The 12,005-nt window shown below is 63.2% G+C and carries 9 protein-coding genes; 6 read left to right on the forward strand and 3 right to left on the reverse strand.

The window, feature by feature from the left end:
• Positions 1-289: 289 nt before the first annotated feature.
• The 5 genes from TA90_RS04965 (at position 290) to TA90_RS04985 (ending at position 8,075) form a co-directional block, all read left to right on the forward strand.
• The gene (locus TA90_RS04965) at positions 290-697 is read left to right on the forward strand and encodes a hypothetical protein (RefSeq protein WP_043534913.1); all 408 of its coding nucleotides are present in this window, start codon (positions 290-292) and stop codon (positions 695-697) included.
• Positions 672-1,382: a DUF6339 family protein gene (locus TA90_RS04970; protein ID WP_043534914.1), complete on the forward strand. Its 711-nt coding sequence runs from the start codon at positions 672-674 to the stop codon at positions 1,380-1,382. The genes TA90_RS04965 and TA90_RS04970 overlap by 26 nt, the downstream gene beginning before the upstream one ends.
• Before the next feature lie 332 nt (positions 1,383-1,714).
• Positions 1,715-3,172 (forward strand): ATP-binding protein, encoded by a 1,458-nt coding sequence (locus TA90_RS04975; RefSeq protein ID WP_231550669.1) that lies wholly within the window; start codon positions 1,715-1,717, stop codon positions 3,170-3,172.
• Positions 3,172-5,928 carry a Z1 domain-containing protein gene (locus tag TA90_RS04980; protein ID WP_043534915.1) on the forward strand — a complete coding sequence of 919 codons (2,757 nt, stop codon included), beginning with the start codon at positions 3,172-3,174 and terminating at the stop codon, positions 5,926-5,928. Before TA90_RS04975 ends, TA90_RS04980 begins: the two co-directional genes overlap by 1 nt.
• A gap of 59 nt (positions 5,929-5,987) precedes the next feature.
• The gene (locus tag TA90_RS04985) at positions 5,988-8,075 is read left to right on the forward strand and encodes an AIPR family protein (RefSeq protein ID WP_043534916.1); all 2,088 of its coding nucleotides are present in this window, start codon (positions 5,988-5,990) and stop codon (positions 8,073-8,075) included.
• Here the strand turns inward: TA90_RS04985 and TA90_RS13755 are convergent.
• The 3 genes from TA90_RS13755 to TA90_RS14540 form a co-directional block, all read right to left on the reverse strand.
• The gene (locus tag TA90_RS13755) at positions 8,047-8,487 is read right to left on the reverse strand and encodes a very short patch repair endonuclease (protein ID WP_331394259.1); all 441 of its coding nucleotides are present in this window, start codon (positions 8,485-8,487) and stop codon (positions 8,047-8,049) included. The genes TA90_RS04985 and TA90_RS13755 overlap by 29 nt on opposite strands.
• Complete coding sequence (locus TA90_RS04990; RefSeq protein WP_052450531.1) at positions 8,462-10,009, reverse strand: DNA cytosine methyltransferase; 1,548 nt, start codon at positions 10,007-10,009, stop codon at positions 8,462-8,464. Before TA90_RS04990 ends, TA90_RS13755 begins: the two co-directional genes overlap by 26 nt.
• Positions 10,010-10,207: 198 nt before the next feature.
• Entirely contained in the window at positions 10,208-10,366 is a 159-nt protein-coding gene (locus TA90_RS14540; RefSeq protein ID WP_156135661.1) for a hypothetical protein, read from the reverse strand.
• Between TA90_RS14540 and TA90_RS04995 the strand changes: the two genes are divergently transcribed.
• The coding region (locus tag TA90_RS04995) for a S10 family peptidase (RefSeq protein WP_052450532.1) at positions 10,347-12,005 on the forward strand (1,659 nt) is incomplete at its 3' end. The two genes, TA90_RS14540 and TA90_RS04995, sit on opposite strands and share 20 nt — an antisense overlap.

Genomic DNA, 12,005 nt, shown 5'->3' on the forward strand with positions numbered 1-12,005 from the left:
CTTGCACCGCTCCGTCGTCATCACCCTCGATGGAGCCTCTTACCGGCTCCGCAACCACGCAAACGCAGCCGACGAACTCCGCCGCGTCACCACCGGCACAAACCTGCGCTAACCTGACCACGCGACCTGAGGAATTCCGATGAGCAACTCTGGGGAATTTCGATGAGCGCCATCAACGCCCGGTGTGGCGCACCGGCCCGGCAGTCGATTGGCGAGTGGGGCACGTCATCCGTTGCTCCTGGAGGGAACCGGAGCTCGGTTCCCCGCGGACGCGGCTTCCTTCAGGGCAATGGGGCTCCCGACCTCCATCTGGGCACTGTCAACCCATGCCGAGTCGTTGGACTCGCTCTTCGCCGCCTCCACCCGGTTGTGGATCAACACTGATCTCCCGCAGACCGAGCGACTCCTGATGGCTGACACCGACAGTCGCCTGCTGAGGTTCCTCCAGATCGACATCGCACGTCATCTGCTCAGAGTGGCCTCGTCACTGGTCACGGATGTCGAGGACCTGGAGGATGAATGGGAAGAGGGTTCACTGGGCGATGCCGTTTCGACCTTGGCGGAGTCCGCACTCCACAGTGACCTCGCCTCAATGATGGAACTCGTCCGTTCGGATCCGCAATGGCTCGAAGGGTTGCTCCAGGAGTGTTATCGACCTTGGGAGGTCGCAGATGAAGGTCTACCCGCGGCTCAGTGACAGCGATGGACGGGTGCGCCTGCTCGAGCTCCGCAATGCTCCGACGAGCTCGCTGCCGGAACTCGTCCGGTTCGACCACCCCTCAGCAGCTCCCGTGGCCACGGGTGGCGTGCCCGTCACCGCGCAGGAGCTCTCCGACCTGCGCCAGTCAGTCGTGGGGAGCCTGGAGGCGAGGATGGAGGGCCCGTTTCTCTCACGCTCGGAGGCTTCCGCTTTCGACAGGGAAATGGGGCGTTCGCTTCATCAGGAGATGGACATCGTGCCCTCCGATGCCGCTCACCGGGAGGTCTGGACCTTCCTGACCGTCATGGTCTTCCCGGATCTGCTCGCCAGACGTTTCTCGGACATGTCCGAGGAAAGGGCGCTCGGTGGTCAACGCAACGTCCTCCGCCGGAGTTGGGAACGCGAGGCAGCCATTGGAGATCTCCAACGGGCCGCTGTGCGACCACTCTCCGAGGATGAGCTCGTGGGGTTGTTCGAGAGGACGGCGCTGTCCCGAAATCTGGCACTGGTGCGTGCACTGGCCCGTCGCGTCATGGGTTATGACGGCCCGCAGAGAACGGCATATGCGCGGGAGCTGTACAAGGAGGCGACCTATCTCACGGGACCGTTGCTCCTGGACAGTCTCGATGAGGATGAGGTCCAAGTGGTCGTCGACGACATTGACATCCCTGTGGGTTTCTGAGAAAAGGTCCGGGAAGCAGCGGGTGGAACGGTGGGGACCCGTTGGTCCTTCCTACCCGAGCCGGTACTGACTTGGTTCACGTCGGCAGGAGCCAATGACATCCGGACCGTGGGTCGATTCCGGTGAACGCAAATGCACATGGCGGCGCGCAAGATGTTCCACGGGATCCAGTTCGCACATGAACCCGTGTGAATGGGTGCCCGCAATCTGGAATGCTTGGTGAGGAAAGATCCGAGGTCACGGCAGGCATCCCCGTCGACAGCTGATGGGAGTGCAGGCAATCGCGGCGTTATTTCGGGTCGCGATGGCTGGAGGAAACGGAATTGCATGAGGTGGAAGTGCCTCCGTCGACTGACTTGAGGGCATCCTTGGGTGCTGTCGGATATGAGCTCAGGACGGCTTTGGCTGACATAGTTGACAACTCGATCACGGCCGGTGCTCGCAATGTGCAGATCCGGTTCGACGGTGGGGAGTCCCCTTACATCGCGGTGACCGATGACGGTCGTGGGATGGGAAGAGAGGCTCTTCGCGTCGCGATGCAATTGGCAGGTACCGGACCCGGTGCCCGACGTTCGGAGACCGATCTCGGAAGGTTCGGCCTCGGATTGAAGACGGCTTCCTTCTCGCAGTGCAGATGTCTGTCGGTCTGCACGCGTGGACCGGATGGTCTCATCGGTGCCCAGTGGGACCAGGCGCGGATTGCCCGAACCCAGCGCTGGTCCTTGGTGACCTTCGCGGATGAGGAGGTGGACGAGCAGCTCCAGCACGGACTCGGGGTGCCCGCTCCCAGAGGAACGACCGTGGTCTGGACCGATCTGGAACCGATCCGAATGACGTGGGGAGAGGGGGAGAGGGCGCTCAACCTGGCAATGGACGGAGCGATTGACTGGTTGTCGCTGGTGTTCCACCGCTTCCTCAACGGTGATCACGTCGAGAGGATCAACATCAGTGTCAACGGTGCTCCCGTGTTGGGCAAGGATCCCTTTCTCAGAGGACACCGTGCAACTTCGGTCCAGTCGGTGCAGACCTTCAGCACTGCGAGTGGTCCGGTGCGTGTCACTCCGGTGACCCTGCCGCACCAGGACAAGCTTGGTCGTGCTGAGCGGGAGAGGTTGGGTCTCAGGGGTGAGCACCTGATCGACACCCAGGGGTTCTACGTCTACCGGGCGAATCGGCTCCTGCACCGAGGAAAGTGGTTCGGTCAACAACGGGCGGCCGACCGGACGAAGCTCACGAGAGTTGCCGTCGACGTCGGGAACGACATGGATGCGGCATGGTCGCTCGACATCAAGAAATCAGTTGCACGACCCCCGCGGGCGCTCCTCGAGCAGCTCAAGGTATTCATGGACCGCATGGGGGCACCCTCGAGGAGAACGCAGACGTTCCGCGGCAGGAAGGCAGACGCGCCCGGTCGCGTCTGGCAGTACGTGGCGGACAGGGACGGTGCATTCAGGTACGACATCAACCGCGACCATCCTGCACTTCGGGCTCTTCTCGATGATGTCGATCCCGGGCTTCGTCGGGAGGTCGAGAACGTGGTCGGGATCATTGAGCGGACGTTTCCAATCCACGATGCGGCACTTCATGTCAATGGGGATGAGAAGGTAAGCCCATCAACACCCAACGACGGTGAACTCCTTGAACTGGTCATGAGTCTCCGGCGAAAGCTTCGTTCGATCGGTGTCAGCGACGAAAGCATGGCTACGACGTTGCAAACGTTCGAACCGCTCGATCAACTGGATCTGGAGTCGATCAAAGTGCTCCTTGAACGAGAAGAAATGGATGCGTGATGATGAACGCTGAGTACGAGCGGATCAAACGGACCGTGAGCGCGTCGTTCAAGCCGGGAGTCACTCTGACCGACGAACAGCTTGTGGACCTGATCGAGCGCTTTCAAGAAGTACTCGGAGTGTCGACAGGGCTTGATCCGAGTGAGCTCCGCTGCATGGTGGATGAGCTCCTTGTCGAGATGGGGGCTGAGCAGGACGAAGGAGAACTCCTCGAAGGAGGCAAGCACGAACCTTGGTTGGCTGATGCCTTGGCCGAAGGCCGCGTGGACCCGGTTCGATGGAGGGCATTTCGGGACTGGCAGCAGAGCGGCACCGGAGGCCTCCCCCAGAAGGTTCTGGCCACCGTTGAGACCCAGACAGATCGTGTCGTGGACCTTCTCGGCGATCCCACAACCCCGGGAGTCTGGAGGCGTCGCGGGCTCCTGTTGGGAGCGGTCCAGTCCGGCAAGACCATCAACTACTTGGCCATCATGAACAAGGCGGCGGACGCTGGGTACAGAATGTTCGTCATTCTCACCTCGAACACGGATGAACTCCGGAGGCAGACCCAGGAACGGGTCGAAGAGGGATTCGTGGGATCCAGCACGCGGGAGAACGCACTTCACCAGCGGGTGGAGAAGCACGGGTTCGGAATAGGGGTCAGGCATCCGGAGATCCCGAGAAAGACGATGACACTGACGACGCGTTCACGAGACTTCACCTCAGCTGTGCGATCTGCACAGGATGGCATTGCCAGGCCCTCCGAGGAGTCGGGATACGTGTATGTCGCGGTGATCAAGAAGAACGTCCACGCACTTCGGTCCCTCACGAATTGGTTGGCGCCGGAGAATCGGGAGGGAGAGTTGTCGTTGCCGTTGGTGGTCATCGACGATGAGTCCGACAACGCTTCGGTGAACACCTCCGCGGAGGACGAGAACCCAACCGCGATCAACGCGGGTATCCGGACGTTGCTCCATGCCTCCCGCCGATCGAGCTATCTGGCGGTCACTGCGACACCGTTCGCCAACATCTTCATTGACGACCAAGCCCAGTACAGGTCTGACAACTCCGGGGTCATGGAGGACCTCTTTCCGAAGGACTACATTCTCTGCCTCGCATCCCCCTCGAATTACTGCGGCGTCGAGTACTTCTTCGGGACTCCGGATGAACCGAGGAACTCGCTCGTGCACGAGATCCGGGACATGGAAGACCTGCTTCCGCTCAAGCATCGGAACGGACAGCGGATTCTCGGCATCCCGACTTCCCTCGAGAATGCGGTGGCGACATACGTTGTTGCAGCCACAGTCGCGGGCATTCGCGGGGTGGCTCGGAGCGGGACTTCCATGCTCGTGAACGTCTCCCGGTTCACCAGTTCCCAGGAGTCGGTGGCGGACCGCCTGCTCGGGTTGGTGGAGGAGTACCGGATGGCCGTGAACCTCCACTCGGACCGTGCCGCGAGTGAGGCACCCGGACCGGTGTGGAGTGCGCTTCGCGATGCCCACCGTCGTGGCGCACGCGGAATCGAGACGGAGCGCTATCCGACCTGGGAAGAGGTCGCCTCGAGAGTCGGGGGGACTCTGAACGCAGCGCAGGTCCGCTTGTACAACGGCCGTGCGGATGAGTGGAATGAAGAGCACGTGGAGGATCCGTCGGATCGTCGGGTGCAGATCGCAGTGGGAGGACTCAAGCTCAGCCGAGGACTCACCCTGCCGGGACTGATGGTCAGCTACGTCTACCGCAATGTCTCGGCCTCTGATGTTCTCATGCAGATGGGTCGCTGGTTCGGATACCGGGACGGATACCAGGATCTCCTCTCGGTGTGGATGAACCCTGAGCTGTGCGACAACTTCCGCTACACCGGCGAGTCGGTTCAGGAACTCCGCCGCGACTTGAGGTCGATGCGTGAGCAGGGCCTGACACCGAAGGACTACGGGCTCAAGGTCAGCACCCGGCCGGAGTCCCTGTTGATCACTGCACGGAACAAGGCGCGCTCGAGCAAGACCCTGGAGCGGGTGGTGACCTTGTCCGGACAGCGGATCGAGACCACCAGGCTCTGCGCGGATCTCGACCTGCAGCGGACGAATGCCTTGGCTGCGGACCGCTTGGTGAGCCGGTGCGAGTCCGAGGCCGCGCGCGTGGCCGATCTCCGAAGCACTCGACTGATCGTGTGGAGCGGAGTGGGACGTCACTTCGTCGAGGAGTTCCTCAATGCCTACAAGGCTCCACGCACCGACAGATACTTCGGGGCGCTTGACCCGGTGAGGCAGTTCGTCAGGGACGGGGCCTGCCCACGGGAGTGGGATGTCGCTCTGGTTCCGGGCGAAGGCGGAGCCCGAGCCTTGGGCGGGGTCACCCTGAAGTCGGTGGTCCGACGCATGGCATTGACGGATCCGGACAACGAGAACCCGGGCAACGGGAGGGAGCTGAGGGTTTCAGGACGATCAAGCCGCCTTGCGGGTGGCGATGACGTCGAGAGACTTTGTCGCATCACAGGGAATGGGCGGGCGCCGGTGCTTGCTGGCGGGAAGAGGAATGTGCCCGAGACGGACTTCTACCCGCACTTCACGCGTCCCGCGATGATGATCTATCCATTGGCACCCTCGTCGAAGTCCGATGAAGCTGTCGCGAGTTGCGGTTTCGTTGAGGGGGTTCCGTTGGTGGGGGTCAAGATGGTGGTGCCCGGTGAAGGGAACGGCAAGAATTACAGGTTCTCCATGCAGGTGAACACGGTGCTCGTGCGACAGATCTACGGGGAGGACACTGATTATGAGAGCTGAACGATGTAGCTCTTCAACCCGGCCCAGAGGAATGGAACTCCCGATGGAAGAGGCATCAAATGTCTGAACCGACAATCGACGACTTCCGTGCGGGTGAGTTGGCTGACATCAGGACGGAGGCATACGCGGTGGGGGAGAGCCCTCATGACGTGTTTGCCGATCGCTGTTCTGCTCTTCTGCTCGATCACGACCAGGTCGACAACATGACCACGCTTCAGTTCATGGGGATCGGTGCGCGAGGGCGAAGGCTGGCGATCGACGGCTACGACATCGAGGACCCGGATGAGTCGGCCTCGTTCATGATCTGTGACCTGGATGAGGGGGAAGAGCATGCGACGATTCCTGCGTCCGAGGCGCGTCGTGTGCTTGCACAGTTGCGCGCGTTTGTCGAGGACTCGGTCCAGGGTGACTTCATCGAAGGGCGCGAGGAGAGCGATCCTGCTGTTCAGCTCGCGTTCGATCTTCGCACGCAGTTCTCGTCCTTCTCGCGGATCAAGCTGTTCCTCATCACCAACCGACGTCTGAGCGGCCGCGAGAGAACGTTCCATTCAGAGACGCTCCTTGGAAAGCCTGTCGAGTACCACGTGTGGGACCTGGACCGTCGCTTTCAGGAGGATGTCTCTTCCAACAAGTGGGATCCGATCATCGCCTCTGTTGGGAAGTGGGTCGAGAGAGGTCTTCCAGTCGTACGGTCCCCTTACGTGACTGAGGAGATGGAGACCTACCTGACGGTCCTTCCCGGATCGATGCTTGCGGATCTCTACGAGACCTATGGTTCCCGGCTCCTGGAGCAGAACGTGCGGTCCTACCTCAGTGCCCGAGGAAAGGTGAACCGGAGGGTCAAGGAGACCATTCTGGGACATCCGGAAAAATTCATTGCCTACAACAATGGAGTGACGGCGACAGCGAGCTCGGTCGAAATCGATTCGGAGGGCCATCTCCGAGAGATCGTGGACCTGCAGATCGTCAATGGGGGGCAGACAACCGCATCGCTGTACTACACGCGCAAGTCCTCAGCTCGAGGGGTCTCAGATCTGTCGCTGGTGGGAGTGCCGGCCAAGATAGTCGTCGTGGACCCGGAGGTCGCCGTCGACTTGGTGCCGGAGATCTCGAGGTACACCAACAGTCAGAATGCGGTCTCCGAAGCTGATTTCTTCTCGAACAGCCCGTTCCACCGTCGTCTGGAAGAGCTCTCCCGGAGGATCCTGACTCCGACACGGCCGGGGGATCCCTACTCGACCGGGTGGTTCTACGAGCGCACGCGTGGCGCCTACCAGAACGAGATCAACCGGGGGACCGTCGCCGAATCGAGACAGTTCAAACGTCGATTCCCCAGGAGTCAGTTGATCACGAAGCTGGACGCTGCAAAGTACTTGGTGACGTGGGACCAGAAGCCCCACGTGGTGAGTTCCGGTGGCCAGAAGAACTTTCTGGCCTTCGCCGCTTCGGTCTCAGGGAGGCTGGGCAGCGATGACACATGGGTCAATGAGGAGTACTACAAGCAGCTGGTCTGCAAGGCCATCATCTTCCGCGCACTGCGACGTCGCGTACTCAACGCTGATTGGTACTCGAAGGGCTACTTGGCCAACATCGTCACGTACTCCATCGCAAAGCTGGCACACGACCTGGGCAGGGAGCGTTCCAGGGCGTCAATCGACTGGGCGAGGATCTGGCGCCTCCAAGCTGCCCCGGAACAGGTCCTCGACTGCTTGGAACTGTACGGGCGTGATGTCCTGGCAGTTCTCACCGATGACGGCAGGCCCACCCAGAACGTGACCGAGTGGGCCAAGAAGGAGTCCTGCTGGACCCAGGTGCGAGCGGGCCGGACGCACGTCGACCACTCATTGTCCGACTGGCTGGTCGATGAGACCGTTGTCAGGGAAAAGGGAAGGGATGCGAGTCGGATCCAAGCAGTGGACAACTCGATCGGTGACCAACTCAAGTTCGTCAATGCTGACGACAGAGCTCTGAGAGCACTCCTCTCATTCGGTCAGGGAGTCGGACGCATCTCCCCCAAGGAGACGAGCATCGTCAACCGTTGCCTCGCGGGTCAGCTCCCGTCCCCCGCACAGACCGGGGTTCTTCTGAGAATGCTCGCACGGCTCAAGGAGAACGGGTTCAGGGATCCGTACTGGGATGCGGCCTGAGCACTGCTCTGACCTGTGCGGCTGTGGCCCGCGGATCCTCGTGCTCCCAGAACCTGAGCACAGTCCATCCCTCTGCCTGCAGTAGAGCCGTCGTGTTCGAATCGCGTTGTCGGTTGGACTCGAGCTTCGATCTCCACCAGTCTGCGTTGTGCTTCGGAGGAACCGAATGGGTGGGGCAACCGTGCCAGAAGCAACCGTCGACGAAGATGGCCACCTTGGCGCGTGGGAATGCGATGTCGATGGTCCGTCGGGGACGTCCGGGAACGGGGAACTGGATGCGATAGCGCAGTCCCATCGCGAAGAGTTCGCGTCGAAGGGCCAGCTCCGGCGAAGTGTCGCTCCTGGCCTGGGAGACCATCCGGGACCGGACTTGGTCAGTTGGTGCCTCAGGCTGCATCCGATTGGGTCGCATTCTCGGACGTTGCGCTCTCAACTGGTTCTTCGGGCATCGGCACCACAGTGGTCGGGAAGGCTCCGACCAAGAGCCTGCCCACGGCTTCACCGATCTGTCTGGCCAGCAGAGGCGGAACGGCATTGCCGATCTGCTGGTACTGGGCGGTCCGTGGTCCCATGAAGTAGTAGTTGTCCGGGAAGGTCTGCAGCCGGGCGGCCTCGCGGACGGTCAAGCTCCGCATCTGCATGGGATCGGGATGGATGAAGTGATGACCGTCCTTTGCCAGGTGCGCGACAATCGTCGAGCTGGGATTGGACCAGGCCTGGACCCAGAACCGGTCGGTGAACGGTGTGTCCTCCCGCTGGATGTTCTTGTGCTCGGGGACCAGTTCCACCGGGACGCTCTTGACGTTCGGCTGTTCCCTGCCGTCGGACAGTTCCACGAAACGGGCCCAGTAGAAGTAGCGCCACAGGTCTGACGGCATGTGTGCCCTTGCCTCGTGCTGGAGCACACACGTCAGGTTCTCGTCCTCGAGCCACTCCCGGAGGACCGGGTCGGCCACATGTGCTGGACCTCTGGGAACCCGAACCGATCCCCGCGGAGGAACCGAAGCTGGCAGTGCCCGGGTACCCAAGTGGTGACGCGAGGCGATCCTCGCAGAGCTCTGACGGATGTCCGACCACTGGACATCGGAGTCCGCGCGCCGCGGACTGACGGACGACCGGATGGTGGGAAGGTCGCCGATGGCATCCCGCACCGTGGTGTGGGCGCCCTTGACCAGTGTCGGTACAGTTCGGACCCTCCCCAGCACGTCCTTCCGGACTCCCAGCAGGATGACGCGTTGGCGCGCCTGGGGAATCCCGAACTGGTCGGCATGGATCAGGAAGTCGGCCGGTTCGAGGTCCTCGGGAGACTTGTCGCTGACCAAGGAGAAGACGGTGTAGGCATCGTCGAGTTCCAGGTCCCTCTTGATCTGGCGGAAGATCAGACTGTCCTTGTTCTTGGAGGAGAGCATTCCGCGGACGTTCTCCATGACGAACACCGGCGGTCGGAACGTGTCAAGGATGTGGAGGTACTCCCGGTACAGGAAGTGCTTCTTGTCCTCGGCGAATGTCTCGTCGTGGGTGCGACGGGACCTGCCGGCCAGGGAGTAGGCCTGACAGGGGGGTCCTCCGATCAACGCCCACGGCCGGTCGGAGCCCTGCTCGATGCCAGCACGGCTCAGCGCCGCTCCGATCAGGGCATCGTTCTCGGGGCGGTTCGCTTCCCCCAGCTCGAGGCGGGGCGAGCGAGCGAGCTCCTCGTTCAGCGCGCTTGCGATCTCGGGGACGGCTCGGAACTGCTCCTCGGTGATCTCACCGTTGAGGAAGGCGTAGTACTCGTCCGGGAATCCAGCTGACCGGACGGCCGCGCGGAGGATCAGGGTCTCGTGGGCCCAGTGTTCCTTCTCGATCGAGATGGCCGAGCGGAACGTGACTGCACTGCTGGCCCGGGAGAACCCTTCGTTGAGACCGCCGGGCCCGGCGAACAGATCCACCATCGGAATTTCCACAGTCTTCCTCTCTTCGCTCCCAGGGTACCAGGTTCGGAAGAGTTTCCACTGGACCGAGTAGGAGCATTGTCCACTGCGACGCATGCACTTCTGTCCCCCGACAAACCCAGCCCAGGACGCGTCGGAGTTGAGCAGTACCTCGGAGAGCTGAGGTGCGTGTCGTCTGCCCGTCGGAACACTCCGGTGTCACCTGGCTCCCGCGAGGAGATGTCCATTGCCGTTCATGCTCCCCAAGTTGCTCCGGTCCCACTCCGCGATGTCCCGGTGCTCGGGGAACGTGAGATCCTGGACCAGCAGGGACACCGCATCGGGAAGGTGGAGCATCGTGAGTTCGACAAGTGACATCCAGGGACAGGGCGCGACCGCGGGCCAGCCCGCAGGAGCGGCGCAGGGCGCCCAACCCCCGCAGGTTCGCGAACCGGGTCAACCGGCCGAATCCGCACAGCCCGGCACCGCGGGCTCACCGGCGTCGCCCTCGCAGGGTGCGGGCGGGCCCCGCGCCCCGAAGCACCCTCTGCCCGCCCCGACCACCCACACGACGCGCCACACCCAGGACATCGACGGCGAGGAGTGGACCTACGACGCCACCCTGGCCACCCTGCACGTCGACACGAAGAAGGTCGCCCCCGCCTCCTCCGTCTTCCACGCCGACTTCATCGCCCTGCCCGACGGCGCACACCCCGACCCGACCCGTCCGGTGACCTTCCTGTTCAACGGTGGCCCCGGCAGCGCCTCGACCTTCCTGCTGCTCGGGTCGCTGGGGCCGCGGCGCATCTCCTGGCAGGACCCGACCCCTGACCCCACGGCCGCCCCCACGGTCGCGCCCTACGGGCTCATCGACAACCCGCAGTCCCTGCTGCCCCAGTCCGACCTCGTCTTCATCGACGCCCCGGGCGCCGGGTTCTCCGAGATCGCCGAGGAAGCCAAGGCGGAGCTGTGGTCCGTGGACGGGGACGTCGCGGCCTTCGTCCAGTTCATCCAGCGGTGGCTGTCGGCCAACGGGCGCTGGAACTCGCCGAAGTACGTCTTCGGGGAGTCCTACGGCACCGTGCGCGGCTCGGTGCTCTCCTACGCACTCCTCGACGCGGGCATCGCGCTGAACGGCGTGGTGCTCCTCTCCGACATCCTCGACTACGGCCACATCGTCGGCACCGACGACCAGGCCTACATCGGCTACTTCCCCACCTACGCCGCCATCGCGCACTACCACGGGCGGGCGGGCGCGGGAGCGGTCCCCTCCTCCACCCCCGCGGACGAGGGCGACGCCGGTGCGGCAGGGACCAACGGGGCCGGCCCGGTCGCGGACCTCGGGGCACTACGCGCCCACGTCCAGGAGGCCCGCGAGTTCGCCGACGGAGCGCTGCGCCAGGCCCTCTCGCGCGGTGACCGGCTGGCACGTGCTGATGCTCAGGCCGTGGCCCGGAGGTACGCCGAGCTGGCCGGGGTGTCGCCCGAGTACGTGCTGCGCTCGGACCTGCGGGTCCTGGACCCGCGCTTCCGCAAGGAACTGCTGCGCGACCGGGGCCTGGTGGTGGGACGCTACGACGGGCGCGTGTCCGGCTTCGACCTGGACGCCGCCTCCGACGACGAGACCTTCGTGTCCGACGACGCCTTCATCAGCCCCGCCTACGGGGCCCTGGTCAACACCTACCTGCGTGAGGAACTCGGGTGGACGGGCACCCAGGAGCGCCGCGCCTTCTCCGAGATGGACTGGGAGTCCACGGAGCCGGGCAAGGGGTGGGTCTGGCAGCACAAGCAGCCCGGACACACGAAGACCATGTGGGACCAGACGCTGACGTACCCACAGGTCATGCCGGACCTGGCGGCGGCGCTGGTGCGCAACCCGCGCCTGAAGGTGCTGGTGGCCAACGGCTACTTCGACCTGGCCACGCCCTTCTTCCAGACCGAGTACGACATCGACCACCTGGGGCTGCCGGCACCCCTGCGCTCCAACATCGCCTTCACCTACTACCCGGCCGGGCAC

The organism is Actinomyces polynesiensis (genome assembly GCF_000820725.1).
Lineage (GTDB): Bacteria > Actinomycetota > Actinomycetes > Actinomycetales > Actinomycetaceae > Pauljensenia > Pauljensenia polynesiensis.

What these genes read in the sequence shown, in the direction of transcription:
- TA90_RS04965 (WP_043534913.1), top strand. Translation starts at nt 290, where the DNA reads ATGGGGCTCCCGACCTCCATCTGGGCACTGTCAACCCATGCCGAGTCG.
- TA90_RS04970 (WP_043534914.1), top strand. Translation starts at nt 672, where the DNA reads ATGAAGGTCTACCCGCGGCTCAGTGACAGCGATGGACGGGTGCGCCTG.
- TA90_RS04980 (WP_043534915.1), top strand. Translation starts at nt 3,172, where the DNA reads ATGATGAACGCTGAGTACGAGCGGATCAAACGGACCGTGAGCGCGTCG.
- TA90_RS04985 (WP_043534916.1), top strand. Translation starts at nt 5,988, where the DNA reads ATGTCTGAACCGACAATCGACGACTTCCGTGCGGGTGAGTTGGCTGAC.
- TA90_RS13755 (WP_331394259.1), bottom strand. Translation starts at nt 8,487, where the DNA reads ATGCGACCCAATCGGATGCAGCCTGAGGCACCAACTGACCAAGTCCGG.
- TA90_RS04990 (WP_052450531.1), bottom strand. Translation starts at nt 10,009, where the DNA reads ATGGTGGATCTGTTCGCCGGGCCCGGCGGTCTCAACGAAGGGTTCTCC.
- TA90_RS14540 (WP_156135661.1), bottom strand. Translation starts at nt 10,366, where the DNA reads ATGTCACTTGTCGAACTCACGATGCTCCACCTTCCCGATGCGGTGTCC.